This is a genomic window from Fictibacillus nanhaiensis (genome assembly GCF_019801215.1).
Classification (GTDB): Bacteria; Bacillota; Bacilli; order Bacillales; family Fictibacillaceae; genus Fictibacillus; species Fictibacillus nanhaiensis_C.
Genome location: NZ_JAHVJO010000001.1, coordinates 1,374,397 through 1,400,968, shown reverse-complemented (window position 1 = coordinate 1,400,968; position 26,572 = coordinate 1,374,397). Strand labels below are relative to the sequence as shown.

Below are 26,572 nucleotides of genomic sequence, written 5' to 3'. Positions count from 1 at the left end.
ATAATAGTACAACTTCTTGAAAATACAGCCTTAGAAAGGAATATATACATTGAGAAAGCTTTTGATCATCATGAAAACCATTTTTTATATGGTATTTTGGACCTTTCTGATTTATGGGCTATTCTTGTTGCTTAATGAGTCTCAAGGATTAATCGTAACGGTAATCTCATTGATTGCTTGTTTTCTAATGTGTTGTGTCGGAATGATCGGACTTCTGAATTCGAATAGGACATGGTTCTTCAAGTACAACAAACAAGAATTGATCAGCTTGATGGTGATTGTAATGACGATTGGCGTATCGACAACTCTCTTTTCAATTTCCAATCACATCTTGCACACAACACTTGATTATGAACTATCCCCAAAGATGAAAAGTCAATATTATTCAGAAGCACTAATCTATGAAAGAGAATTTATGTTTAAAAGGATCTCATTTCTAAAGACGCTGGAAACAAAAACTACTGAGAAAGCAGTAGTTTTTCATGAAATGCCGGATGCTGGAATAGCTAAACAAGCCATTTCACATATTCGTAAAGTTCATGCCCTAAATGAGAAATTCATTGCTCGTCATGATGCTGCTCCTGTAAAAGTCATCCTTTATAGAAATCCCTTAATTTTTCAAAAGCAGCTACCCCTCCATTCCTATGAAAATTTACACGCCCTTTACGTTCCAGCTGAAAAGACGATCCACCTTCTTGTGACGAATCAAATGGATGAAGAATCATCCCTATTTTTGGAATTGATCGGTCATGAATATACGCATCACTGGATTGTAAGTTATTTAGCAGAACATGGACTGGATAACAGGCATTTGCCAAGATGGTTTGAAGAGGGAATTGCTGAATACATGGGAGAGAAAAGCATAAGAAAAATTCCTCGTTTTGTCCCTCTTAATCTCATTCCATTTACAAGGCTGGACACGGTAGGGGAATGGTCATACGAAAATCGAAGAAACTCTTCTCATCATCCATACCGGCAAAGTTACTATGCTATCGATCAATTTGTTCGAGACGGAAATAAAGAAAAGATACAAACACTATTATTGAACAAGGAGCAAAACTTTTATCAATTGTTTGAAAGGGAAATGGGCGAATCCATTTTAGCGTTTGAGGTTCGTTTTTTACGAGATGAAATGAAAGAATACAGGGAGAATAGGCAATAAAAAAAGCTCTAGCTAATTCTAGCTAGAGCTTATCTGTTTTTCAATTTTCGTTTTATGATAGGCAATAGTCTCTTTTTACCTTGTTTAAGCAAAAATGCGAAAGCCATTCCTTTTATACCTTTACTAAGTCGTCCCATTTTGTATTTCCTCCTTCGAAACCGATGATGTTTCTTGTAATATACCCTAAAACCTACCTCAGCAATCCTTTCTTTTAAAAACGGGATACTTGTCTATACGGAAAGTTAAATAGATGAATATACTGCTAGAGCACAAAGATTATATACAGGAGTTGGGTAGTTTGACGCAAAGAATGTTTCCGTTCTTTCCAGGTCAAGGTGGAGGCCAAGGACCAGGATCTGGCCAAGGATTTGGACCACCGGGAGGACCTCCGAGTGGACCTCCAGGAGGCGGAGGTGGTGGCAGTTTGGGTATGGCGCCTACATCAGCACCCCCTTCTTTTACTCCACAGCAATCACAAGGATTTAGCCTAGGTGGCGGTGAAGGAGCTGGCGGTGGCCAACCAGGACTTTACGCAGTGGATCCAGGCGCAATCAGACCTTGTTTATATCAATTCGTCTACATTTGGCCAAGATGGGGTCCAGGATTTTGGGCATGGTTAACATTTGTAGGCCGGCGATCTGTAGCTGGTTTTAAATGGAACGGCCGCCGTTGGATTTATTTCGGAATGGACACTCGCCAAATCAGCTCGTTTTATTGTTATTAAAAATATCCGCCAACTGGCGGTTATTTTTTTTATAGAGAGGTGTTTGAAGAACTTGCCAAGTTCGATAGGTTTTCATTTGTGAAGAGATTTCCTTTTCGATAGAATACTGAACGGCTTCCCATACGAGTGGTGAACACCATTCTTCTTGCAAGTGATCGACCTCTGCCCACAATGCACCGATGGAATCTTGATCTGGAATGTCAGCAAGTTTTTGTTTCGAAGTTTCATGTACCTTACATTGATAATAAACAGCAGTATGATGTGAAAATGTCCATTGTTTGTAATTCCATGGAACCTCATAACATCTTTCTCCTATTCTTTTGGCAGAAGATAGGGTATATCCGGTTTCTTCTAAAACTTCACGTACAACCGTTTCCAGTTCCGATTCTCTCTCTTCAGGTGTGCCACCCGGTAGATCAAGCCTGTTTTTATAGGGGCCGCCACACTTTTTCACGACCAACAACTGGCCGTTCTCATTCAAGCAGATCGCATAGATTCCTTTATGTGTATGCATATTTACAGCTCCTTATATAAATAAAGAATGCCTCTCCCGTTTTAACTGAAAAGGCACTCCGCTAAATTATTCTTTTACTAGTTCATTCAACTCAGAAGTTAAGGCTTCTAATCGATTGAAACTCTGCACAACTTCTTCCACACATCTGTGCTGTTCTTCGACACTAGCGAGTATTTCTTCCACAGCTCCGTTAGACGTTTCAGCTGTGCCGGAAACAGACTGGATCTCACCAACGATATATCCTGTTGATTCATATAGCTTATTGATTAATGCCTGCACTTGTGAAGATTGGTTAGCTACTTGATCGGTATTCAGTAAAATCTGACTAAAGTTATTCGCTGTTTTTTGCGTAGCTTCAAGACTTGAAGAAACAACACCTTGAGAACCATCAACGAATTGTGCAGCTTGCTTTGCTTTGTTTCGAATCTCTCCGAGGATGCTTGCAATCTGTTTGGTTGAATTTTGTGAGTCCTCAGCCAATCGGCGAACTTCATCAGCCACGACTGCAAAGCCTCTACCTTGATCACCTGCTCGGGCTGCTTCGATCGCTGCATTTAATGCGAGTAAGTTTGTTTGAGATGAAATTTCGCCAATCGTCGTTAAGATGTCCTCGATCGATTCGCTTTGATCATTTAGCTCATGCATAAGAGCGTTTGTTTGACGCATCAATTCGCTTACTTCTTCCATTTTTGCTGTAAGATCAGATACTTGAGTTTCTCCGGTCTTCGTGACATGTGCGGTTTCTTCTGAGAGTTTTTTCATATCGCTAGAATGCTGAAATAATCCTTTTGCCACATCATTTGTATTGGTAACGGACTCGTTCATTCCCCCTACACTGACGGCTTGAGATTCTACGCCTTTAGCTACTTCTGTAAAGGCAAAAGTAATAGTGTTAGAGATTTCTCCAGTTCTGGTCACATTTTCTTTTACAGTCTGACTATAGTTATGCAGATTTGCTGTTGCTTCTTTTACTTTTGAAAGCAGATGTTGAAGCTTTTCATTGTCGTTTTCGGCTTGCTTTTCTGCTTTTAATATATTTTCCTGCATGCGCTGTCCCATTTTTGCTTGTGCTACAAGGGCACCTGTAATCACAATAAGAAACACATTTAACGATATGATGATCTTTGGATCTTGCCCAGCGAACATCGTATCTTTATATTGAAAAAAGAAAAAATTCGTTAAAACTATTCCGCTTATACCCGATAGTAAGATTGAAAAGTAATTATGGTATAACGTAATGACCGCAAGACATACATAAGTCATTAAATAGGTTGAGATCTTTGGATTAGAGTGGGCCATGATGACAGTTAAGATCGTTAGACCGGTTACGACAAAATATTGCACAGCATGAGGAGCCCATTTCCGGTATGCCCAAACAGTAAGTGAGAGAAGGATGATCAACCCAGATATTCCGTACAACATAACACTATTAATTGTTTTTGTACTAGCGTATGTACTTCCTAGTCCAAGAAAATACATTCCCCACAGCATTTTGGCTACCAGCTTATTCGTTTGTAAATTTGAGGCAAATGATGGATTCAAATTTATTCATCTCCGTTTTAGAATAGATAAGTGCTGTCCTTTATATCGACAGTCTTCTTATAGAATTAAAGATGAAATTGCCAGTTTGTAACATTTTTTATTGAAGCGTCTAAACTTATGAGGTGATCAGACATGACAAAAAAGACTTGGCTAACGAGTTACATCCTTGCCCTTGCGGTAATCCTTTCAGCTTGCAGCAGTGAAGGGGAGGAATTAAAATCAAACGCGCCTGTAGAGAAAACAGGGGAATCCGCCCAACAACAAAAGGATCAAAAAAGTGAACCCCCAACTGAGGAAATCACTTCTATTGAAGAAGAAGGAATTTATGTTGGACAGGTTGACAGCAATTCAATTGAAGTCCAAGCAGGAGGCGAAACGCTCGTTCTACGCTTAACCGATGATGTGCGTGAAACGGTAGCAGGGTTAGAAGACGGTGCGAAAGTGTCCATCGTTTATAAAAAAAATGAAAACGAACAATGGGTGCTTGAAAACATTACAGCGGCTGATTCTGACACTAATGAAAAACTCACAACTAAATTGCTTCAATTTATGGTTAATGACAGTATGATAGAAAAAGAAGCTTCCTTAACAGAGAGTGAGCAAGATTATTATTTTTACAAAGTAGAAGACTTTGAGTTTACAGCTGAAGAGCCGCGAAAGGATCTATTGTTCGCTTCAGCATTTGCTGAAACGTTCGTAAGAATTGAGCCACTCTCACCTGATGCCTCATTGGATGATTTAAAGAAATGGGCTAATGAAGAATTAAGCGCCATTGGGAAAGTGAAAGAAGTCGATGGCAGCGAAACGGCAGGTCCGGCGTTTAAGAATACTTCCTTGTTCCTTACCGCCTCAAAAGATTCATTTAAGAAATACATTGTCATTCAAGAGTTAAAGAGCGGGGATATGATGAAATATACGATCAATCTTCCTCAGCATGAAAAAAGTGTAGAGTGGGAGCAAGCTGTTTGGGCAATGCTGGCCACCTTGCAAAAAAATTAACATAGAGCGACCCAAAAGTTATCATTCTTTTGGTGTCGTTCTTCTTTTTTTGCAGGTTTTATCTTCTTGATAAAGAAAGTATTTTATATCAATAAGAATCATTAATTTAGGGGGTTATTATCTTGCAAACGAAAATAAACCAACTACTGAAAAATCAAAAAAATGCCCATTTATTTTATTCATATCGAGGAATGCAGAATTATATTCGAAACACAGTTGCTTACATCCTTGCTGGGATTAAAGCGGGGGATAGCATTATCCTCATTGAGAATGAACGGATGTTACCTCATTTGCTTCGTGAGCTTAAAAAATATCTTACCAAAAACGAAATGGATAAAATACACAGAATCAATAATTTTGATTTTTATTTTTCGAGCGGCAGCTATCATCCCCCAGCCATTTTTGAACACATTAATAATACGATAAAGCCATACAGAGAGAACAATATTACGTTCCGTACATGGACACATGTAGAATGGAGTACCATTGACGGCCCTTTGGCCATTGTCGAAGAATTGGAAAGAGGAGTTGACCAGCTCGTTTCAGATTTGAATCTGGTTGTCATGTGTGCATACGAAGAAGAGCGAATGCCTGAATCTCTTAGGTTAACCTTATTGCGCACACATAAATTTATTTTGACGGATGATGATATTTTGATCTCAGAACAATACATAGAAAAGGTGGAAAACTAAATCAATTAAGAAAAAAATGAGACATAAAAAGAATCATAAATGTAGCATATGGCATATAATATTTACAAAGGATAAAAAAGTTTCCTTAAGGAAAGATGGGTGATAGCCATGTGGTACAGAGAAAGCTCTTTGTTTAAACTGCAGCAATATACGCTAATCCTTCATAAATTAGGCATATTTTCAAAGGAAGATAAGGCAGATATACTCGGTAAAATAGAAAACTATAAATCAAAGATGTCGTTCAAAGAGTAGAGGTTCCATTAGAGGAGCCTCTTCTTTTTTTGATAATGATTATATAAAGAGTTTAAAAAGTGAAAGGATAGGTATGTCTTTTTTTAATTAGAATTATTAAATGTTCGTATGAGATTTAAATATCCATAATTTCGCATTAAAAAAGAGCTTCACAGTAAAAAGAAAAGAACCGGCAAAAGATGCCGGTTCTATATATGGTTTCTGTTTATTTTGTAGTTACGTTAGCCGCTTGTGGTCCGCGTGCTCCGTCAACGATTTCGAATTCAACATCTTGACCTTCTTCAAGTGTTTTGAATCCTTCAGATTGGATAGCAGAAAAGTGAACGAATACATCTTCTCCACCTTCTACTTCGATGAAGCCAAATCCTTTTTCTGCGTTAAACCATTTTACTTTACCTGTTTGCATGTGAATGCCTCCTAGAACAATTGCACAATTGTGCCATATTACCAAACAACTTTCAAACTCTTTAATAAGACGAAATCCAGTCCTTGATTGGTTGTCCCAAATATATCATATTGGGTGTTGCGCTCGCAAGGCAACATTCAGAAAAATAGGAATAAAGAGATAATAAAAAAACCATTAGCAACAATCTGTTTGAAGAAAGCCAAAAGAAAAAACCATCTTTCACTCGTGGGTGGAGGATGGCTTTAATTCGTGTGAAGGGCGTGTTGCTACAATGCCGGTTGCCTTAACGATCTGGTTAAGAATATTTACCCGTGATTGGTCATCAAAGTTTTGAGCTTTGACATATGCATAGCCATCTTCATTTGAAACATAGCGGGGAGGCAAATTGTTAAGTGTAATGGCAAATACGTCTGCTTTACAAATCTCACATTTGCAAGGAAGCTGAAGCTGTCCCCAGTAATTTCGTAATGCTTCCTCAACAAGTATTTCCATTGCATTTTTTACATTCATGGGTGATTACCCCTTTATACACAATCTATATGAATAGAATAGCTTATTCTTACTACATATGTAAACTTCTAATACGTTTAATATGACCTTTTTACTACTAAGGAGAAGGTGACACACAGAAATCAATACTATGTTACTAAATTAACTATAATATATGATTTTTCTGAAAATAAACTTGAAATCATATATGATTTGGGATTAACATAATGGTATGAATACATCACACAAGCTCAATAAACAGCAATATGCTTATAAGATCATCCGTTCCCGCATTTTAGATGGAAGATATCCGCCAGGTCACAAGCTTGTGATTGACCAATTAGCACGAGAGCTTCATACAAGTGCTATTCCGGTTCGTGAAGCAATCCGGCAGTTGGAATCAGATTCTCTTATTTCATTTAAACCCTACTCGGGAGCGATAGTCACCCCCTTCGATGAAGAAGCATATTTGGAAACATTGTCTGTTTTAGCAGTATTGGAAGGTTTTGCGACAGCAGAATCATCTATCCATTTTCCTCATGAAAAACTAAAAAGTTTAAGAGCGTATACACAACTTATGGAAGATGCACTTCAATCGCTAGATTTTTCTCTCTTCTCCAACTACAACAAAGAATTCCACAAGCTAACGTACAAATATTGCAGAAACCAATTTTTAATGGAACAAATTCAAGATACTTGGGAAAGGCTTAGTACCGTTCGGAAAAGTGAGTCGACTATGAACCCTTCTCGTATGAAGCAATCGATTGCCGAACATTATCTGCTCATTGAAATGCTGGAAAAAAGAGAAGAAGCACAAAAGATTGAGTCATTTGCCAGAAACCATAAAATGAATACGCTAAAAGCTTTTTTAGAGGAACAAGCAAGCCAAAAAAAGGAGATGACCTAAAATGAACGTAGAAGAAGCTAAACGAACTCTTCGTGGATCGATTGCTCCCATTATTACTCCATTCCACGAGGATGAGTCACTCGATCTGGATACACTTAAAAGATTAATCGATTGGCATATTCAATCCGGCAGTCATGGAATTTCAGTAACGGGAACAACAGGAGAGCCGTCCTCGTTAACATTAAATGAACGCGAGAAGGTAATGGAAACAGCGATAAAAGCTGTGAACAAAAGAGTTCCAATCGTACCCGGAACAGGCTCGACAAACCATCAAGAATCCCTTCACTTAACAAAACTCGCTCAAGAAATGGGAGCAGATGCCGCAATGGTCATCGTTCCTTACTACAACAAGCCTTCACAGCATGCCTTATACAAACACTTCAAAACGATCGCTGATAGTGTAGATATCCCACTAATTATCTATAACATTCCTGGACGAACCGCGGTAAATCTTGAGGTGAAAACACTTGCCCGCCTAAATGAAGATTGTTCCAACATTATCGGAGTTAAAGAATCGAACAAAGATTTCGAACACATTAATCGTGTGCTGCTGAACTGTGGACGTGACTTTTTATTATATTCTGGTATCGAACTGCTTTGTTATCCGATGTTAGCCATTGGCGGTGCAGGTTACATATCAGCAACGGCAAACGTCCTTCCGTCAAAAGTGGCAGAAGTCTATAACGCGTGGGATTCTGGAAATGTAAAAGAAGCCCTTGATCTTCATTACGATCTCATGCCATTAAATGATGTTTTGTTTAAAGATACAAACCCTGCTCCTTTAAAAGCAGCTCTTGGCATGATGGGAAAAATTAACCCGAAACTGAGAATGCCAATGGATTTGCCGTCAGAATCCTTACAGATGGAAATTAGAAGTGTTTTAGCAGACTATGGACTAGTAGAAAAAATAGGGAGTGAAGCTTAGATGAAACATGCTAGAGTTATTTTCGAAGGCAGAGAACAAAAAGGAACGGTAAAAGATAACATCATTACATTTACATCTGGTAAAACAGCAAAGGTTAGCGAAATCGAAACATGGCTGCCGCCTTTTCAGCCAAACAAGATGATTGGCCTAGCGTTGAATTATGCAGACCATGCAGATGAGCTAGGTCTTGAGAAACCAGCTGAACCGGTACTCTTTATAAAACCAAACTCATCTTTAGTCGGTCATAAAGGGCAAGTGTTCTATCCAGACGGAGCAACGTATATGCATTATGAAAATGAATTAGCGGTTGTTATCGGTAAAGAAGGCAAAAACATTAAAGCAGAAAATGCGATGGAATATGTAAGCGGTTACACAATTGCAAATGATGTGACCGTTCGTGACTTTGTAAACAACTGGTACCGTCCGCCTGTTCGTGCGAAGGGGCACGACACGTTTGGTCCGATGGGGCCTTATTATGTCGATGCAGCTGATATTAAAGACCCAACCAATCTTGAACTGCGTACGTATGTAAATGGCGAGTTAAGGCAGCAAGGCAACACGAAGGACCTTATGTACTCCATACCTGAAATCATCGAGTTCGTCTCTTCTTTTATGACGCTTGAACCAAACGATGTCATCTGGACTGGAACACCTAAAGGCATTTCACACGTGCATCCAGGTGATGTTGTTCGCTTGGAGATCGATTATCTTGGTGTTTTAGAAAACAAGATTGTGGATGGACGTACAGAAAAGGTATCAACAGGAGGGAAGGAACATGAAACCAGAAGTTAAAGAAACGATCTCTCATTATATGAACGGCCAGTTCGTTTCGGGTCATCTTGGCGAATCCTTCGTTAACGTAAACCCTTTTACGAATGAAAAAATAAACACGGTTAGTGAAGGAACGAAAGAAGATATAAATGCTGCTGCCAAAGCTGCCAAAAAAGCGTTTAAAGAAGGTCCATGGGGCAAAATGAAGCAGGAAAAACGCCTTCAGTATATCTATAAAATTGCAGAACTAATTGACCGCGATATTGAAGAAATCGCCTTGTTGGAGTCTTATGATACGGGACTGCCAATCGCGCAAACGAGAAAAATGGTAGGGCGTGCGGCTGATAACTTCCGCTTTTATGCGGAAATGGTAAAAAACCGTATGTCTGGTGAAGCATACCATGTTGATGATGAGTTTATGAACTACACGATTCAAAAGCCAGTCGGGGTCGCAGGACTCATCACACCTTGGAACGCACCGTTCATGCTTGAAACGTGGAAAATCGCTCCTGCTCTTGCTACAGGAAACACGGTCATCTTAAAGCCGGCAGAATGGTCCCCGCTTACAGCTAACAAACTAGCAGAACTAGTTGATGAAGCCGGTTTGCCAAACGGTGTCTTTAACGTCGTTCATGGATTTGGAGAAACAGCAGGTGCTTCACTTGTTGCACATCCAGACGTTCAATTGATCTCATTTACAGGAGAAACAAAGACAGGTTCTGAGATTATGAGAAACGGAGCCGCTTCGCTAAAACGGTTTTCCATGGAGCTCGGCGGGAAATCTCCAATTATCGTATTTGATGATTGTGATATGGAACGAGCACTGGATGCTTGTGTATGGGGAATCTTTTCGTTTAATGGAGAAAGATGTACGGCTAATTCACGTTTGTTTGTTCAGGAATCGATTAAAGAGGAGTTTGTTGCTCGTTTAAAAGAAAGAGTGGACAACATTATTGTCGGTGATCCATCAGATCCTGATACAGAAGTTGGTCCGTTAATTCATACAGAACACTATGAAAATGTGAAGCGATATTTACAGATTGCAGAAAACGAGGGTGCAGAAGTATATAGTCAAACACTCTCTGACTCTCACAAAAAAGGAAACTTTGTAGCTCCTACTCTTTTATTACATGTAAAGAACGATATGACTGTTGCCCAAGAAGAGATCTTTGGCCCTGTTCTTTCCGTGATGTCGTTTACAGATGAAGAAGAAGTTATCGATTATGCAAACGACATTAAGTATGGTCTGGCAGGATATGTGTGGACGAACGATATGAAAAAAGGATTGCGTGTTGCAAACTCTGTTGATGCCGGAATGCTCTGGGTCAATTCCCAAAACGTACGTGATCTGCGGATTCCGTTCGGTGGATCCAAAAACTCTGGAATTGGACGTGAAGGCGGACATTATGCGTTTGAATTTTACACAGAAATGAAAGTGGTGCACGTGGCACTTACAGATCATCACATTCAACAGTTTGGAAAGAAAAAACAATCGCTTCAAACGGAAGCAAAACATTAAGGAGGGGTTTCTTTGCCTGCACGCACGGGGGAACAATATATTCAAGGGATAAAGAAGGCGAAAAATAACGTTTGGATTCATGGGGAAAAAGTAGATGATGTAGCTTCACACCCAGCATTTCGAAACATTGTAAGATCCATTGCCAACCTGTATGACCTCCAGCATGAAAAAGCAGACAAGATGTTATACACTTCTGAAAAAACAGGGGACCAAGTCGGTCTGTCATTTATTGCTCCTAAAACAGTGGAGGATCTGATTCGCCGTCGCGAGATGATATCTGAATGGGCAAGCTACACAGGCGGAATGATGGGGAGAACCCCAGACTACCTGAATACGAGTGTAATGGCATTTGGCACATCAGGGAATTTCTTTGCGCAAGATGATCCGATGTTTGCTGAAAACGCCAAAAAGTATTATGACTATTGCCGGGAAAATGACATTAGCTTAACGCATACGCTCATTCATCCGCAAACAAACCGATCAAAGAAACAATCTGAACAAAAAGATCCGTACCTTTCAGCCAGAATTGTTGAAAAGAACAAAGACGGAATCGTTGTAAAAGGCGCACGACTTCTCGCTACTCTAGGAGGAGTGACTGATGAGATCGTCGTTTTTCCATCCACCTTAAACAAGGCATCATCAGAAGACGATCCTTATGCGATGGCGTTTGCTCTTCCAAACAATACAGAAGGATTAAAATTCTTATGCCGCGAATCGTTTGATCAAGGCAGAAGCCAGTGGGATCATCCACTCGGTTCTCGTTTTGAAGAGAGTGACGCGATTGTTGTTTTTGATAATGTACTTGTTCCATGGGAGCGCGTATTTGTTAGCGGCAACTCGGATATTTGCAACCGAACTTATGTAGAGACGAACGCGATCGTTCACATGGCACATCAAGTAATCGCGAAAAACACAGTAAAAACAGAATTTGTTCTCGGCGTAATCTTAAGTATGATGGAGTCTATCGGAATTGATGCATTTCCACACGTAAAAGAAAAAGCGTCAGAAGTGATGCTTATCTTGGAAACGATGCGTTCACACCTTTACCGTGCCGAGCATAATGCATCTATTGATAAGTATGGAAACATGACGCCAGATTTCGCACCGTTAAATGCAGCACGTAACTGGTATCCTAAGATGTATCAGCGTATTGTAGAAATCGTAAAAATCTTAGGAGCGTCAGGGTTAATGGGAATTCCAACAGAAGCAGACTTCCATGCTGATGATATTGGTGAGCTCGTTCATCGCTATACACAAGGCGCGAACATCGATGGGTATGAGCGTGTTCAGTTATTCCGTTTAGCTTGGGATATTTCTATAAGTACGTTTGGCGGCCGCCAAGCACTCTATGAATATTATTTCTTCGGTGACCCAGCACGGATGTCTACTATTTACTATGACCAGTTTAATAAGGAGCCGTATAAGCTCATGGTTCAAGATTTTTTAAAGCGGGTCAAATCCTCTAACCATAATTATACGAGCGTATAAGGAGATGGGGACTGTGGATTTTAACATCGTACGAATCGCACGTGTTGTTATGAATGTAACAGATTTAAACGCTTCTCGTGATTTTTATGTGAACGCACTAGGTTTTATCGAAACCGCTTCTAGTGAAGATTGGTTGGCTCTTCGAGGTCTTGAAGAACATTGTCATCATAGTCTTCTTCTAAAAAAAGCGGAAAAACCAGGTGTTCATAAGGTAAGCTACAAGGTTTGGGAAGACAATCAGCTAAACGCTCTAGAGTCCTTTTTTACATCTAAAAATTCAAAGGTGATTTGGAAGGAACCTGATCGATCAGTTGGGATGGGCAGAACACTCTGTGTGGAGGATCCTTCTGGCATTCCGGTTGAATTTTTTACAGAGATGGAAGGTGTGGAGCGGTGCATTCAAAAATATGATCTGTACCGCGGTGCACGTGTCCAGCGTATCGATCATATAAACTGCATGGTTCCTGATGTGGAGGCTGCGGTTTCGTTCTACACGAATGAACTTGGTTTCCGGGTTTCAGAATATACGGCAACAGAAGAAAACAGAACTTGGGCAGCTTGGCTTCACCGTAAACCCACTGTCCATGATGTTGCATTTATGAACGGAGAAGGACCTCGGCTACATCACGTGGGGTTTTGGCTTTCAGATCCGATGAGCCTTATTCATTGCTGTGATGTGATGGCAAGCATGGGGTATGCAGATAACATTGAGCGGGGGCCTGGAAGACACGGTTTATCGAACGCCTTTTTCCTTTATGTTCGTGATCCTGATGGAAACCGAATCGAACTCTACAACGGAGATTATTTGACGAGTGACCCAGATTTCAAACCCATCAAATGGGACATTAACGATCCACGAAGGCAGACGTTCTGGGGACATAAAGCGCCAGACAGCTGGTTTAATGAAGCTATTTCTTTTTTGGATCTTGAAACTGGGAAACCAGTTGAGCCAAAAAAACCGACTCTTGCACAGCGCAAGCCGGATTTTGTTACGTGATATCAAGTGAAAAAAGGAAAGCTGGCTCGCATATCAAGTGCAGAGTCAGCTTATTTAATTAAAAATACTTCTTTTTTTACGGTTAACTGAAAAGGGGATATAATTGAATTATAGATTTTTGCAACTCAAAGGACTGAATAGACATGTTTACACTTATAAAAAATGGAGAAATTTATGCACCGGATTATCTTGGGAAAAAAGATATTCTATTAGCGGCTGGAAAAATAGCCAGCATCTCAGAAACTATTGATTGGCCTGCACCAGATCTCGATATTAAAGTTATAGATGCAACAGGAAAAATGGTGGTACCCGGTTTTATTGATTCTCACGTTCACATTACCGGTGGTGGAGGAGAGGGCGGTTTTAAAACACGCACTCCTGAAATTTATTTGTCTGATATTACAAAAGCAGGTGTGACAACTATTGTAGGGGTAATCGGTACAGATGGGACAGCAAGAACGATGACCAATCTGATAGCAAAAGCAAAAGCACTGAAAGAAGAAGGGATATCATGCTTTGTTCATACAGGTTCGTATCAGGTTCCGGTCAAAACGCTGACGGGAAGTATTGAAACAGACATTATGATGATTGAAGAAGTGATTGGAGTCGGTGAAATTGCGATTAGCGACCACCGTTCAAGTCAGCCTCTTGCTCATGAACTTGCTAGATTTGCCTCTCAGGCACGAGTAGCGGGAATGCTATCTGGAAAGGCAGGAATTGTCAACATTCACCTTGGTGACAGCAGGAGTATGCTATCACTGATTGAGGAAGTAATTGAAACGACAGATCTGCCTATTACACAGTTTTATCCGACACACATTAATCGAAATTCGTATGTGTTTGAAGCGGGGATTAAATACGCGAAAAAAGGCGGATATGTTGATTTTACAACAAGCACGACGAAGCAGTTTATAGAAGAAGGCGAAGTGAAATGCAGCATAGGGTTAAAAAGGATGCTAGACAGTGGGGTATTATCTTCTCAAATAACGTTTACTTCAGACGCACAAGGAAGTTTGCCTGCATTCAATGAAAGAGGTGAGTTTACAGGGCTTCGGATAGGAAAAGTAAGTTCGTTGTATAAAGAAGTGAGAGATGCTGTTTTAACAGAAGGGATACCTCTTGAAATCGCTTTACAGACCATCACTTCCAATCCAGCTTCTGTACTGAAGTTGAAGAACAAAGGTCGTCTTCAAATTGGACTGGATGCAGATGTAGTGCTTCTAAACAAGGATGATCTCCTCATTCATACAGTCATTGCAAACGGACAATTGATGGTGAAAGATAGTAAAGTCCTTATTAAAGGAACATTTGAGAATTAACTGGGCTCGCTTTTTGTTTTTTACGTTACAGAAAAATATGGTAAAATAAACAGCATACATACAAATAATAATAAGGTGGCGATCCAATGGCGAAACAGGAAATACCAACAAAGTTAAGTCCTGAATTGTTTGAACACCTGCAAGGCGAGCAACTCGTATTACTAGGGACAGTTGACGCAGAAAGTAATGCACCGTCTGTAAATGCAATTTCTTGGGTGAAGAGCTTATCAGAAGAAAAGATACGTTTTACTGTAACGAACAACTCTCGCATCGTGACAAACATCCAAGCCAATCCTAATGTCGTACTTACCGTAGTAGGACTTGAGACCGTCTATTCCATAAATGGTAAAACAACAATATTAGAAGATACGATGGCAGATGTTCCTTTAAAGCTTGCTAAAATTGAAGTGGACATCGAGCATGTTTTTGAAAGCATGTTCTGGGGTGCTAAGATCGTGCAAGAACCGGTGTATGAGAAAACATATAATGAAAAGAAAGCAAAAGAGCTTGATGAGCAAGTCTATGCTAGCTTAATGAAATAACAATTCCAAGTTTTTTGCGAAAGCCGTCTAACATCATGTTTGACGGTTTTATTTTTAATTCAGAAAGAAGGTTTTAAGCATGAAATCCGTTTGGCGCATACTTTTTCTATCTGGGATAATTTCTGTTTTTACCGGCATTCTGTATATAACGAGTGTGATAGAGGCGGAATCATCGGGATTGAACGTTTGGGGATACTTCCTTCTTTTTTGGGGTATCTTCGTAATTATGACAGTCTTCAATCGTCTATATAAGTCATGGATAATTAAAGGATTAGCGTCGATCGGTATTTTGCTGCATGGTTCTCTTGCTTTTTTTTGGCTGCTGTTCCCAGGCATTATTGAAACGAAAGAAGCAGGAAGTATAACCATCCTTTATGCTTCTGCTTCCATTATGGTAACGTTTTTTAGTATGTATATCATCGGAAAGAAAGTCAGAAATAATCCATCAAAGTTGTGATAAAATGAAAGGAATGACTCCTTGTTTTTCCTAAAATCGGTTTTAAATAAGTTAACTGTGGCAACGATGAGGGTATGAGGAAGAAAAGGGTGAACGATCTATGGACTGGAGAAACTGGGAACGGTATTTTACGGAGAAAAACATTTTGAATTTGCTTGAACAATACAAGGATCTTGGCTTTTTACCCGGCATTCTGCTTCCGATGCTAGAATCCTTTTTGCCGATATTGCCCTTGTTCATTTTTGTAGCTGGAAATGCAGCAGCATATGGATTTTGGCTTGGCTTTTTATATTCATGGATCGGCGTTTGTGCCGGATCTATCATCGTCTTTTTACTTGTCAGAAAGTATGGGCAGAAGCGTTTTCTTAATTTCCTAAATAGACATACGAACACGACGCGCATGTTAAATTGGGTGGAACGGCATGGCTTTGGAATGCTGTTCTTGATTTATTGCTTTCCGTTCACGCCATCTGCACTAGTCAACGTTGTAGGAGGACTTTCACGTATTGATATGAAAACCTTCTTATTAGCCTTAACGCTAGGAAAGCTGGTCATGATCGGTATCGTTTCTTTCATAGGTTATGATTTTGTAGATGTATTGAAAAGCCCATTAAAATTAGGGTTGATCCTATTCGGTATTTTCGTTTTGTGGCTAGGCGGTAAAGTGGTTGAATCCAGAATTAAACATTCTGAGCATCAGGTGTAGGTTCTACGCCTGATTTTTTTTGTTAAGAAATAATTTCCGCTCGTCTCTTAACGCAAATAGTATGACAAAAAAGCCCTTTTATATTAATAATTGCCCGAGATGATTACAGCGAATGCTCTCTCTATTTTCACGAAAACCTTTTGTCGAGAATATGGTTTAAAAAGGGAAAGGAGAGGTTCCATATTGATCAATATAAAAACAGAATCCGAAATTGAAAAGATGAAAAATGCAGGACACATTCTGGCTGAATGTCATAATAGGTTAAGAAATCTTGTGCAACCAGGCGTGACCACGTTGGAACTGGATCAATATGTCGATCGCTTTCTTCAAGATCACGGTGCAAATGCTGCACAAAAAGGTTATATGGGTTATCCGTATGCAATTTGTGCATCTGTGAACGATGAGGTGTGTCACGGACTTCCAAATAAAAAAAGGCTTAAGAATGGTGATATCCTTACCATTGATTTTGTGGTGGATTTAGATGGGTGGTTAGCTGATTCAGCTTGGTCCTACGGTGTCGGAACAATCTCCAGTGAAGCCGAACGTTTGCTCGATGTAACGAAGAAAGCTCTTTATAAAGGAATTGAAAAAGCTCATATTGGAAATTATCTTGGTGATATAGGGTATAGCATCCAATCATATGCTGAGAAAAAAGGCTATTCCATCGTTAGAGAATTCATTGGTCACGGAATCGGCCGGAATATACATGAAGAACCTCAAGTCCATCATGTTGGTGAACGCTATACAGGCATCCAGTTAAAAGAAGGAATGGTCATTACCATTGAACCGATCCTTAATCAAGGAATGCCATTTATTGCAATGGCGCAGGATGGATGGACAGCATTAACGTTTGATGGCCAACTTTCCGCTCAATACGAGCATACGGTTGCTATAACAAAAAATGGCCCACTCATTTTAACGGAACAACCTTAAATATATTACCGCATACCTTTACAAGAGGTTAGCGGTTATTTTTTATATAAATAATTATTTTTTTTAAGTTACTTGACATAAAAAAGTACCATACCCCAATACACTAATATAAAGTAAGGGAAAAGAAAGAGGGGATTCTATGATGTTATCTTCTGGATTATTGATTATTCGTCTTGCCGTTGGATTGACGTTAATAGGTCATGGTGCACAGAAGTTGTTTGGCTGGTTTGGCGGCTATGGATTAAAAGGTACTGGAGGTTGGATGGAATCAATAGGAATTAAACCTGGCTATACGATGGCACTATTTGCCGGACTGGCAGAGTTTGGAGGGGGATTCCTTTTTGCAGCAGGGTTATTTACAGAAATTGGAGCCATCTTAATTGCGGGAATCATGGTTGTTGCAATCGTAAAAGTCCATTTACAGAACGGATTTTGGGTTAACGCTAACGGCTACGAATTTAATTTAATCTTAATAGCTGTTGTATTCGGTGTTGCCCTTATAGGAGCAGGTAATTACTCACTTGATTACTTATGGCTTAAGTAGGGGAATAAATGAATAATGAATCTGACCATCTATTATTAGGTGGTTTTTTCTACGTAAAAAACGATATGATAAGAGTAGCTACACAAAAGGGACGAATACTACACTCCCTTCATAGTCACATCATTAAATATCCCTTATAATGAGTAAGTATTTTGCAGAGGAGGTGATGTTCCTTGTTTAAAGAGATGTCAGAAAATCAAATCTTATTATATGTTATTAAAAATTTAAAAGAGCTTCGTAAAAAAGAATTTCAGCTCCTTATTGATGAACTTCACCCATATGACATTGCCAATGTTTATAAGAACTTACCAGAAAAGCATCGGCATAAATTTGTAACCTTCTTAACAACAAGGCAGATCGCATCCTTGATACAGGAATTAGAGAGCGACCTTCAGATGGAGATCCTTCATAAATTAGGTATTGAACGGTCATCTCACATCATGAACTTAATGGAAAACGACGACCTAGCGGATTTATTAGGAAACTTAGAAGTTAATGAAATTCAAGATTTCTTGTCATCCATGAAGGCAGACGAATCGAAAACCGTCCAAAGCTTGATGCAATATGATTCAGATACTGCCGGTGGAATCATGACCAACCGTTTTGTTTGGATCCCAAAAGTGTATACCGTCCGGGATGCTGTTGAAAAATTAAAGACTTTTGCAGGGTTCGCTGAAAATATCTACTACTTATATGTTATCGATGATGAAAGAAAGCTCGTTGGAGTTGTTTCTTATAGAGACCTGCTTCTAGCTGAAATGGACGAAAAAATAGAAGAAATTATGTACAGCAGGGTTATTGCAGTTCCTGCAGAGATGGATCAGGAAGAAGTAGCACGGACTATCGAGAGGTACGATTTTATAGCAGTACCTGTATTGGACGAAGAAGAACGATTGATAGGGATCGTAACAGTAGATGACGTTCTCGACGTCTTAATCGAAGAAGCGAACGAGGACATTGAAAAATTATCAGCAACCGGTAAATCGATTGACTTCCAAACAAGCGCCATTGTTGCCTCTTATCGCAGATTGCCTTGGCTGATTCTGCTATTGTTTATCGGGATATTATCTGGCAGTATTATTAGTTCGTTTGAAGGAACGATTGAACGAGCTGTTGCGCTTACGTATTTCATGCCTATGATTGCCGGAATGACAGGAAATACGGGGACACAATCCCTTGCAGTTGTTGTACGTGGACTCGTGTCACACGATATTGACAGGCAGACCATCATTAGATTAATTATGCGTGAATTTGGTGTAGGGATGATTATCGGTGTTACTTGCGGCATCTTGATTTCTATCGTGGCTTACTTATGGAAGGGAAATTTAATTCTTGGATTTGTGGTGGGGAGTTCCCTCTTCTTCACCTTAATAATCGGAACATTAGCAGGAACTCTTATTCCACTATTGTTATACCGGTTTAAAGTGGACCCTGCCGTTGCATCAGGACCATTAATTACAACATTAAATGATATTTTCTCGTTATTTGTTTACTTTGGAACCGCAACCATGTTTTTATCCTATCTTTTATAAATTGTTTTATCATTAGTTAATTCGTACTATCAGAATATGTCTTTCGTGTAATTGGAAATGTAACAGGAACATGCCATACTTATAAAAAACTTTTCGTTTTTCCGAAATTGGTCAGCGGCTATAGAGCCATTCGACTAATTTCGGTTTTTTTCATGGATAGTAAAATATCACATTCACCACATATTGGATAGGATTTGTAGGATTAATCATGTGGTATAATGAATTAACTGAATTTTTTTGAAAAAGAGGTGAGGAAAGTGGGGCTAAATCGTGAAACAGCGGCAAGCCGCTTTGTTTCCGTTATAATAGGACTAGGTATGTTTGTCTGGCTGTTGAGTGCATTCAACTTAAATGGGATTCCTGATCTGCTCATTTTTTCTACATTATTGTTGTTCTTGTTCATCACAGAATATTACCCGATTCCTATTTGGAAAGGACTTAGTGCTCTAAGTTTTCCTCTTCTTTATACAATAGAGCTTCTTTATGGCTGGGGAATTTCACTATTGGCATTTGGTGTTATCGTTTGTCTGGTTAACGCGATGAATCAGCGTCCGCTGCGTGTTGTTTTTTTTAGTCCCGCTCAGCTCGTTATTAGTTTTTATAGTGCGGTTCAAATCACTGATTTTGTACTGTCGCCTGTAAGCGGGCAGTTAAGTGATTTCTGGTTCGCTGAATCTCGGATTATGTTAGTTACCGTTTTATACTATGTGTTTAACAATCTGATTGTAGATGCCGTTTTGCTGATAAGACCTCAGCCATATCCATTGAAGGTATGGAAAACAAAATTTATATCAGAATCCATCGTTACCCTTTTTTCCATCCTTTACGTTACGCTTATGATCATGTTGGGGAACCAGAACCGTGGTGTTGTCGATGTGTTTTCATATATCTTTTTCTTTTCTCCACTAATTGCAATCGCTCTTATTTCTTCGTTTATTGCAAGATTGCAGCAGGAGCGCAACCGACTAAAGGCGCTTTACGACATTAGCACAAAGTTTAACGCCCATCTTCCATCCAAGGATTGGCTGCAGCAAGTAGAGATGCCGTTTTTAGAGTTTTTAGGAACTGATATCGTCTTGTTGTTTTTATATGACGGTAAATCATGGAATAAAGCGTATGAAAGTGGATCGTATTCATTAAAAAAAGAGATGTCTGCCGAATTTATGGAACATCTCGAAACAGACCGGGACATGCATCTATTTAACAACAGAAAAGAAGACAACGAATGGGCGTTCACCTTTTTTTCTCCATCTATTAAATCGGTCATGGTCTCACCATTAACTGCTGAGGATGAAGTAACAGGAGTGCTCATTACAGGGAGAACTAGAGCGCATTCTTTTTCACTTGTAGATACACAATCGATGGCTACTCTTGTTAACCAGCTCGCAGTTGCTTGGAAAACAAAACTGCTTATTTCAGAAAGAGAGAAAAGGGTTTTGCTTGAAGAAAGAAACCGAATTGCTAGAGAAATTCACGACGGAATCGCTCAAACGCTTGCAGGTTCCGTAATGCAGCTTGAAACTGCTCAGCGTGTATTTACGATGAAACCAGAGAAGACGAAGGAACTGGTCGCTGTCAGTACTGAGAAATTAAGGGGCAGCCTAAAGGAACTTCGAGAGTCGATCTATGCATTAAGACCTTATCCTACGGAGAGGATTGGTCTTCATCAAGCAATCAAATCAAAAATAAAATCTGTTAAGCAAGATGGCCATCCGTTTCAAATACGTTTTCAAGAACGAGGTATACCACGTGATTTAAGTACGATGGTCGAAAAAGTGATTTTTGATATTTTTCAAGAAAGCCTTCAGAACACGTTAAAACACGCAGAGGCCAGCAAGGTGGACATTCTGTTAAGTTATTCAACAGATCATGTTCTTTTCAAGATTAAAGATGATGGAAAAGGTTTTTCTCTTTATGAATCGATGATTAAAGCACGAAATGAGCCTCATTATGGAATATTGAACATGAATGAATTATCTGACAGCCTTGGGGCTTCACTCCATATTGATTCAGCTAAAGGCAAAGGGACGGAAATTAAATTAAAGATACCTAATTTAGAACCAAGGGAGGCTTATTGAGATGATCAATATTTTACTAGTAGATGACCACGCTATCTTAAGGGATGGTTTAAAAAACATACTTTCATTTGAAGATGATATGAAAGTGATCGGCGAAGCAATATCAGGTGAGGAAGCGTTGAAACTTGCTGAAGAATTGTCTCCTGACGTTATCATCATGGATATTAACCTTCCTGGAATAAATGGCGTTGAAACCACTTCAATCATTAAGGCGAAGAATAAGGATGCTCGCATTCTTGTTCTAACGATGTACACGCATGATGAGTATTTACTTTCCGCGTTAAAGGCTGGAGCAGATGGCTATCTCTTAAAAGACGCACCTTCTGAACATGTGGTTGATGCCATTAAAGCTGTCTACCGTGGTGAATCGATGATTACGCCAAGCATGACAAAGAAACTCGTGAATATGCACCTTCAGCAATCCCAAGTAAAAAAAGATGATTCAAATTTGACAGACCGTGAGCAGGAAGTTTTAATTGGTCTTGTAGAAGGACTAAGCAATAAAGAAATAGCTGAGAAATTATTTATCAGTGACAAGACGGTAAAGATTCATGTAAGCAAGATCTTTAAAAAGTTAGAAGTGAAAAGCCGGTCACAGGCCGTAATCTATGCCGTGCAAAACCAGCTCGTGCCGATGGGATAAAAGGACAACAACCTTTAAAACACTCTTTTGAGTGTTTTTTTTAATACAAAAGAACTATGAAAATAAAACCTATCGCCAATAGATATCAACAAGTTAAGTTGAGATAATAGCTTAAACTGTTAGAAAATTCTATCAATGGGAGTGAGAATCTTGAAATTAAAACGGTTACTAACTTCGGTCATTATCGCAACGAGCCTAATTTTGCCTTCAGCGGTCTCTATCAATGCTGAGGATACAAGTGGTTCACCTTCTTTAGATAAAAGGCTGTTACAGCAATTAACGAATCATTCTGCTGTTGAAGCAATTGTCACATTTCGTCAAGGAATGAACCAAGATGCTATAAAAACATCCCTTCAAGAAGCTGGTGTTCAACAGGGAATTATTATGGAAGCGTTGCCGATTGCAGGAGTTATGATCTCTCAGGCACAGCTGGATGTAATAACTAAAAAAAGTGATGTCCGTTCAATCTATTATAATGCACCACTTATGTATGATAATGAAGATTCTACCGATTTAACGGGTGTTGACCGAGTTCGTGAAGATGCTGGTTTTCAAAAGAAAAATGGTGGACTCCCTGTCTCAGGTAAAGGAGTAGGAGTCGTTATCAATGATAGCGGTGTAGACGGATCACATAAAGATCACGAATTTGGAAAAAATTTAGTCCAAAATGTTGCAGGACAAGCAAACCTACATGCCATTCATGAACTTTTGCCTGTCCAATACGTTGAAAATGTCCCAGCAACAGATAACAACTCTGGTCATGGAACCCATGTTGCAGGTATAGTTGGCGGAACTGGCGCGATGTCAGGCGGTAAATATGAAGGAGTAGCACCAGGAGCTGATTTGATCGGCTATGGAAGCGGTGCAGGTCTAGCTATATTAGACACGATTGGTGCTTTTGATTATGCTCTAACACATCAAGCGCAATATGGCATCCGTGTAATCACCAATTCTTGGGGTGACACTGGAGATATAGGAACACCATTTGATCCCGACCATCCTGTAAATATCGCAACTAAAACTTTGTACGACCGAAATATTGTAACTGTGTTTTCTGCAGGAAATTCAGGACCGGGGGAAAACACCATTACCGGAAATTATAAAAAAGCACCATGGGTTATTACAGTGGCTGCAGGTGTAAAAGACGGAACATTAGCTGGTTTTTCATCAAGAGGTAAACGAGATACAGGTGGTTCAGCCATCATTGATGGTGTAGAATTTTTATGGCGTGACCAACCTACGATTACAGCACCTGGAAAGGATATCGTTTCAACACGTGTAGCTTCTCCTGTAGGGGCTTTAGGAACACCAAAAGATGTTCAAACGATTGATCCTGCGCATCTTCCTTATTACACGACTTTAAGCGGAACTTCTATGGCTGCACCACATGCTGCGGGGGTAGTAGCTCTTATGCTAGATGCTAATCCTCTTTTAACACCAACTGATGTTAAGCAGATTCTAGTAAACTCAGCAACCCCTATGAATGGTTATGAATCATGGGAAACGGGTGCCGGGTATATAAACGCATACGATGCCGTTACGGCTTCTTTTCTAGCAAAATAAAACCAAGAGCTAAACCACCTACTAAAGGTGGTTTAGCTTTTTTTATTGGAATAGACTCCCTAGCATGGTTAACTCTTTTGTACTATATACATATAGTTCCAGTTTTATATATTTTACAACTGATGGTGAATAGTTTTCTTATTTTTATATTGAGATAATGCAATTAGGTGGAAAATTCAGAAAATGAGAGGAGAATTCACCTTGAGAAAAAGTCTAAAGATTTTGTTTGCTTTAATTATGGTAGTATCGATTGCTCTGCCTCTGAATCAATCTGGGGCTGTGGCTGCACAAACGCAGTCGGCCGTAATCGGGAAATCTCTGCAGAATAAACTAGATTCAGGGATAAACTCTTTGGAGGTAATCGTAACGTTTCATGGGACAGGTGCACCAAATCTAGAACAGCTTGACTTATTAAAAGGAGCGGGCGTTAAAAAAGCCGTTACATTAAAATCGCTGCCAATGGCAGGTGTAATAGCAACTCCAGCTCAAATTCAGGAACTTGCTAAATCAGATCAAGTACGATCCATGTTTTTAAATGAAAAATTAAGCTACTATAACGCAGATGCAACTGCTCTAACAGGCGTTGATAAAGTGAGAACAGACAGCTCGATGACGAAAGAAAATGGTGGTCTTCCTTTTACAGGGAAAGGTATAGGGGTTGTCGTGAATGACAGTGGTGTTGACGGAACTCATAAAGATCATGAACTTGGCAAAAATTTGGTTCAAAATGTAATGGCTTCTGCAAACCTTCACTCCATCTCTGGTCTATTACCAATCAGCTATCAAGAAAACGTGCCAAACACAGATACAAATTCAGGACATGGCACACATGTTGCTGGTACAGTTGGAGGCACAGGGGCGATGTCTGGAGGAAAATATGAAGGAGCAGCACCAGGAGCAGACTTAATTGGATATGGTTCTGGCGCAGCACTATTCGTTTTAGATGGCATAGGTGGATTTGATTATGCGATCTCACACCAGGCGAAATATAACATTCGTGTGATCACGAATTCATGGGGATCTTCAGGTGATTTTGAACCTGAGCACCCCATTAATATAGCGAGTAAATCTGCTTATGACCGTGGAATTACTGTATTGTTCGCAGCAGGAAATTCAGGTCCAGGTGAAAACACACACAATCCTTATTCAAAAGCACCTTGGGTTATTTCAGTTGCTGCCGGTGAAAAATCAGGAAAGCTTGCAGACTTTTCATCACGCGGAACAAAAAATACAGGCGGAACGTTTGAAATGGACGGGAAAACGTGGACATGGAAGGACGAACCGTCTATAACGGCTCCTGGAGTCGATATCGTTTCAACACGTGTTATTGCTCCTGTTTCTTCACTAGGTGCAGCAGAGGATGCAGAAGGAATTGAGCCTGCTTATGTTCCTTATTATACGACGATGAGCGGAACATCCATGGCTACTCCACATGTAGCTGGTATTACGGCACTTCTGCTTGAAGCAGATCCAACACTTTCTCCACAAGAAATCAATGACGTTCTGCAGCAAACAGCAACAAACATGCCGGGTATGGAATCTTGGGAAGTTGGTGCCGGATATGTGAATGCATATGCAGCGATGGATGCGATTGTACATTCTGGTCAATACGGACAAACCGTTAATGCAGACAGAACATTTAACAGCAATGTTGAGATGTCAGCTACAAAAGAAACATTCGCTTTAACGTATGATCCTGCAAAATTAACGTCAACAAACCAGCATAGCTTTACGGTAAGCGAAAACTTAACAACACTCGTTGCACAAATCCATGCAAATGGAATTGACGAAGAGACAGGGAATCCGATCAACCTTGTTTTAATAGATCCTGCAGGCAATGAGTACAGCTCAGGAATTTCTTTGCTGTTCCCATTAGAATCAGATCGGACAGTTGTTGTAGATGCACCAAAAGCAGGTGAGTGGAAACTTGAAATCCGGGGCTTGCGAGGAGCAGAAGAGAATCCGACAGGTGGAGCAGGACTGCCGGAAGAAGTGGATGGAACCATAACGTTTAAAACAGCAGGCGGATATACGGGCTTGTCTGACATTGGTGGACATCCAGCAGCAAGTGCTATCCAAACAGCAGTTAGTGAACGTCTTGTTGATGGGTATTCAGATGGAACATTTAAACCGAACCAACTATTAACTCGCTCTGAACTTGCGAAATTTTTAGTGGCAGGTGCTGAAGTTCGTCAGAGCATTGATTCTAAGACAAATGATTTTACAGATGTAACAGCTTCTGATGCGCCTTTCATCAATGCAGCAACTGCCCGTGGCGGAGCATTTAGAGATGCTAAACAAACTTCAAAAGGAGTCATCTTGCCTAAAACTGCTACTGAGTTTGCTCCAAACAGCTCAGTGAACCGTGCTGAAATCGCATATTCACTTGTTCAGGCACTCGGTTTAGAAAAGCAGGCAGGAGAAGTTAATACAGCAACATTGTCTGTACAATACGGTGATGCACGAATTCCGCTTGATGATGCTTCAAATATTCCGCAAGAGTTAAAAGGATATGTACAGCTTGCATTAGATCTCAATATCTTGAACGCCTATTTTACTGTTGAACAAGGGCCTTACGATTTAGAACCAGTCGTACACGCGACGTTCAAGCCTACAAAAACGGTAACGAGAGGCGATTATGCAGTTGCCGCTGTTCGCCATTACCACGCTTTCTTAAAATAAAGCTTAGGAAAATGCGCAAATTAGCTTGAGAATGAAAAATCCTGCCAGATTTTATAGGCAGGATTTTTTCCTTTTTTGATTTGAGGTGTCAGAATTAAGCATAACCTTCAATTTACGTACATTTATCCAGAAGTTTTAGTTATATATCCAGAAGTTTGTAGCCCAAATCCACGAGTTTTAACTGAA

General features: G+C 39.8%; 25 protein-coding genes. 21 read left to right on the top strand and 4 right to left on the bottom strand.

Annotated features, from left to right (window positions below):
• Window positions 1-49: 49 nt before the first annotated feature.
• Together KUV80_RS07210 and KUV80_RS07205 are read left to right on the top strand one after the other, a co-directional pair.
• Window positions 50-1,162 (top strand): hypothetical protein, encoded by a 1,113-nt coding sequence (locus tag KUV80_RS07210; protein ID WP_222461973.1) that lies wholly within the window; start codon window positions 50-52, stop codon window positions 1,160-1,162.
• 298 nt (window positions 1,163-1,460) lie between these two features.
• Window positions 1,461-1,886: a collagen-like protein gene (locus tag KUV80_RS07205; RefSeq protein ID WP_246625042.1), complete on the top strand. Its 426-nt coding sequence runs from the start codon at window positions 1,461-1,463 to the stop codon at window positions 1,884-1,886.
• Here the strand turns inward: KUV80_RS07205 and KUV80_RS07200 are convergent.
• Window positions 1,864-2,400: an NUDIX domain-containing protein gene (locus KUV80_RS07200; protein ID WP_222461972.1), complete on the bottom strand. Its 537-nt coding sequence runs from the start codon at window positions 2,398-2,400 to the stop codon at window positions 1,864-1,866. The genes KUV80_RS07205 and KUV80_RS07200 overlap by 23 nt on opposite strands.
• A gap of 66 nt (window positions 2,401-2,466) precedes the next feature.
• A complete protein-coding gene (locus KUV80_RS07195) occupies window positions 2,467-3,942 on the bottom strand; it encodes a methyl-accepting chemotaxis protein (protein WP_222461971.1) in 1,476 nt (491 codons plus the stop codon).
• Window positions 3,943-4,074: 132 nt separating this feature from the next.
• Here KUV80_RS07195 and KUV80_RS07190 point away from each other — a divergent pair, with 132 nt between their 5' ends.
• Complete coding sequence (locus KUV80_RS07190; protein ID WP_222461970.1) at window positions 4,075-4,941, top strand: hypothetical protein; 867 nt, start codon at window positions 4,075-4,077, stop codon at window positions 4,939-4,941.
• 122 nt (window positions 4,942-5,063) lie between these two features.
• Window positions 5,064-5,633, top strand: coding sequence for an MEDS domain-containing protein (locus KUV80_RS07185; protein ID WP_222461969.1), 570 nt, complete (start codon window positions 5,064-5,066; stop codon window positions 5,631-5,633).
• A gap of 457 nt (window positions 5,634-6,090) precedes the next feature.
• Here KUV80_RS07185 and KUV80_RS07180 read toward each other — a convergent pair whose 3' ends face one another.
• Both KUV80_RS07180 and KUV80_RS07175 read right to left on the bottom strand, forming a co-directional pair.
• A complete protein-coding gene (locus KUV80_RS07180) occupies window positions 6,091-6,291 on the bottom strand; it encodes a cold-shock protein (protein WP_222461968.1) in 201 nt (66 codons plus the stop codon).
• 219 nt (window positions 6,292-6,510) lie between these two features.
• Window positions 6,511-6,801 (bottom strand): late competence development ComFB family protein, encoded by a 291-nt coding sequence (locus tag KUV80_RS07175; protein ID WP_222461967.1) that lies wholly within the window; start codon window positions 6,799-6,801, stop codon window positions 6,511-6,513.
• Between the two features lie 211 nt (window positions 6,802-7,012).
• Between KUV80_RS07175 and KUV80_RS07170 the strand changes: the two genes are divergently transcribed.
• The 17 genes from KUV80_RS07170 to KUV80_RS07090 all read left to right on the top strand — a co-directional run bounded on the left by KUV80_RS07170 (window position 7,013) and on the right by KUV80_RS07090 (window position 26,386).
• A complete protein-coding gene (locus KUV80_RS07170) occupies window positions 7,013-7,687 on the top strand; it encodes a GntR family transcriptional regulator (RefSeq protein WP_222461966.1) in 675 nt (224 codons plus the stop codon).
• Window position 7,688: 1 nt separating this feature from the next.
• On the top strand, window positions 7,689-8,612 hold the full coding sequence (gene hpaI, locus KUV80_RS07165) for a 2,4-dihydroxyhept-2-ene-1,7-dioic acid aldolase (protein ID WP_222461965.1): 924 nt from the start codon (window positions 7,689-7,691) through the stop codon (window positions 8,610-8,612).
• The gene (locus KUV80_RS07160) at window positions 8,613-9,404 is read left to right on the top strand and encodes a fumarylacetoacetate hydrolase family protein (RefSeq protein ID WP_222461964.1); all 792 of its coding nucleotides are present in this window, start codon (window positions 8,613-8,615) and stop codon (window positions 9,402-9,404) included.
• Window positions 9,388-10,902, top strand: coding sequence for a 5-carboxymethyl-2-hydroxymuconate semialdehyde dehydrogenase (gene hpaE, locus KUV80_RS07155; RefSeq protein WP_222461963.1), 1,515 nt, complete (start codon window positions 9,388-9,390; stop codon window positions 10,900-10,902). Before KUV80_RS07160 ends, hpaE begins: the two co-directional genes overlap by 17 nt.
• A gap of 12 nt (window positions 10,903-10,914) precedes the next feature.
• Window positions 10,915-12,390 carry a 4-hydroxyphenylacetate 3-monooxygenase, oxygenase component gene (gene hpaB, locus KUV80_RS07150; protein ID WP_222461962.1) on the top strand — a complete coding sequence of 492 codons (1,476 nt, stop codon included), beginning with the start codon at window positions 10,915-10,917 and terminating at the stop codon, window positions 12,388-12,390.
• A 13-nt stretch (window positions 12,391-12,403) separates the two neighbouring features.
• The gene (gene hpaD, locus KUV80_RS07145; protein WP_222461961.1) at window positions 12,404-13,387 is read left to right on the top strand and encodes a 3,4-dihydroxyphenylacetate 2,3-dioxygenase; all 984 of its coding nucleotides are present in this window, start codon (window positions 12,404-12,406) and stop codon (window positions 13,385-13,387) included.
• Window positions 13,388-13,530: 143 nt separating this feature from the next.
• The gene (gene iadA, locus KUV80_RS07140; RefSeq protein WP_222461960.1) at window positions 13,531-14,706 is read left to right on the top strand and encodes a beta-aspartyl-peptidase; all 1,176 of its coding nucleotides are present in this window, start codon (window positions 13,531-13,533) and stop codon (window positions 14,704-14,706) included.
• 86 nt (window positions 14,707-14,792) lie between these two features.
• The gene (locus KUV80_RS07135) at window positions 14,793-15,248 is read left to right on the top strand and encodes a pyridoxamine 5'-phosphate oxidase family protein (RefSeq protein WP_222461959.1); all 456 of its coding nucleotides are present in this window, start codon (window positions 14,793-14,795) and stop codon (window positions 15,246-15,248) included.
• Window positions 15,249-15,327: 79 nt separating this feature from the next.
• Window positions 15,328-15,705 (top strand): hypothetical protein, encoded by a 378-nt coding sequence (locus KUV80_RS07130; protein ID WP_222461958.1) that lies wholly within the window; start codon window positions 15,328-15,330, stop codon window positions 15,703-15,705.
• Between the two features lie 100 nt (window positions 15,706-15,805).
• Window positions 15,806-16,411, top strand: a complete 606-nt coding sequence (locus tag KUV80_RS07125) for a TVP38/TMEM64 family protein (RefSeq protein WP_222461957.1) — start codon at window positions 15,806-15,808, stop codon at window positions 16,409-16,411.
• Window positions 16,412-16,594: 183 nt separating this feature from the next.
• Entirely contained in the window at window positions 16,595-17,344 is a 750-nt protein-coding gene (gene map / locus KUV80_RS07120) for a type I methionyl aminopeptidase (protein WP_222461956.1), read from the top strand.
• A 142-nt stretch (window positions 17,345-17,486) separates the two neighbouring features.
• Window positions 17,487-17,888: a DoxX family protein gene (locus KUV80_RS07115; RefSeq protein WP_222462279.1), complete on the top strand. Its 402-nt coding sequence runs from the start codon at window positions 17,487-17,489 to the stop codon at window positions 17,886-17,888.
• 173 nt (window positions 17,889-18,061) lie between these two features.
• Window positions 18,062-19,420 carry a magnesium transporter gene (gene mgtE, locus KUV80_RS07110; protein ID WP_222461955.1) on the top strand — a complete coding sequence of 453 codons (1,359 nt, stop codon included), beginning with the start codon at window positions 18,062-18,064 and terminating at the stop codon, window positions 19,418-19,420.
• Between the two features lie 257 nt (window positions 19,421-19,677).
• A complete protein-coding gene (locus KUV80_RS18820; RefSeq protein WP_222461954.1) occupies window positions 19,678-21,498 on the top strand; it encodes a GAF domain-containing sensor histidine kinase in 1,821 nt (606 codons plus the stop codon).
• Between the two features lies 1 nt (window position 21,499).
• Window positions 21,500-22,141 carry a response regulator gene (locus tag KUV80_RS07100; RefSeq protein ID WP_222461953.1) on the top strand — a complete coding sequence of 214 codons (642 nt, stop codon included), beginning with the start codon at window positions 21,500-21,502 and terminating at the stop codon, window positions 22,139-22,141.
• Between the two features lie 141 nt (window positions 22,142-22,282).
• Complete coding sequence (locus KUV80_RS07095) at window positions 22,283-23,704, top strand: S8 family serine peptidase (RefSeq protein ID WP_425308484.1); 1,422 nt, start codon at window positions 22,283-22,285, stop codon at window positions 23,702-23,704.
• A gap of 201 nt (window positions 23,705-23,905) precedes the next feature.
• A complete protein-coding gene (locus KUV80_RS07090; protein WP_246625040.1) occupies window positions 23,906-26,386 on the top strand; it encodes a S8 family serine peptidase in 2,481 nt (826 codons plus the stop codon).
• The last annotated feature ends 186 nt before the right edge of the window (window positions 26,387-26,572 follow it).

Coding starts and splice junctions, on each gene's coding strand:
- iadA (WP_222461960.1), top strand. CDS start 13,531: ATGTTTACACTTATAAAAAATGGAGAAATTTATGCACCGGATTATCTT.
- hpaE (WP_222461963.1), top strand. CDS start 9,388: ATGAAACCAGAAGTTAAAGAAACGATCTCTCATTATATGAACGGCCAG.
- KUV80_RS07115 (WP_222462279.1), top strand. CDS start 17,487: ATGTTATCTTCTGGATTATTGATTATTCGTCTTGCCGTTGGATTGACG.
- KUV80_RS07180 (WP_222461968.1), bottom strand. CDS start 6,291: ATGCAAACAGGTAAAGTAAAATGGTTTAACGCAGAAAAAGGATTTGGC.
- KUV80_RS07100 (WP_222461953.1), top strand. CDS start 21,500: ATGATCAATATTTTACTAGTAGATGACCACGCTATCTTAAGGGATGGT.
- KUV80_RS07190 (WP_222461970.1), top strand. CDS start 4,075: ATGACAAAAAAGACTTGGCTAACGAGTTACATCCTTGCCCTTGCGGTA.
- KUV80_RS07160 (WP_222461964.1), top strand. CDS start 8,613: ATGAAACATGCTAGAGTTATTTTCGAAGGCAGAGAACAAAAAGGAACG.
- hpaI (WP_222461965.1), top strand. CDS start 7,689: ATGAACGTAGAAGAAGCTAAACGAACTCTTCGTGGATCGATTGCTCCC.
- KUV80_RS07125 (WP_222461957.1), top strand. CDS start 15,806: ATGGACTGGAGAAACTGGGAACGGTATTTTACGGAGAAAAACATTTTG.
- KUV80_RS07135 (WP_222461959.1), top strand. CDS start 14,793: ATGGCGAAACAGGAAATACCAACAAAGTTAAGTCCTGAATTGTTTGAA.
- KUV80_RS07130 (WP_222461958.1), top strand. CDS start 15,328: ATGAAATCCGTTTGGCGCATACTTTTTCTATCTGGGATAATTTCTGTT.
- KUV80_RS07200 (WP_222461972.1), bottom strand. CDS start 2,400: ATGCATACACATAAAGGAATCTATGCGATCTGCTTGAATGAGAACGGC.
- KUV80_RS07170 (WP_222461966.1), top strand. CDS start 7,013: ATGAATACATCACACAAGCTCAATAAACAGCAATATGCTTATAAGATC.
- KUV80_RS07175 (WP_222461967.1), bottom strand. CDS start 6,801: ATGAATGTAAAAAATGCAATGGAAATACTTGTTGAGGAAGCATTACGA.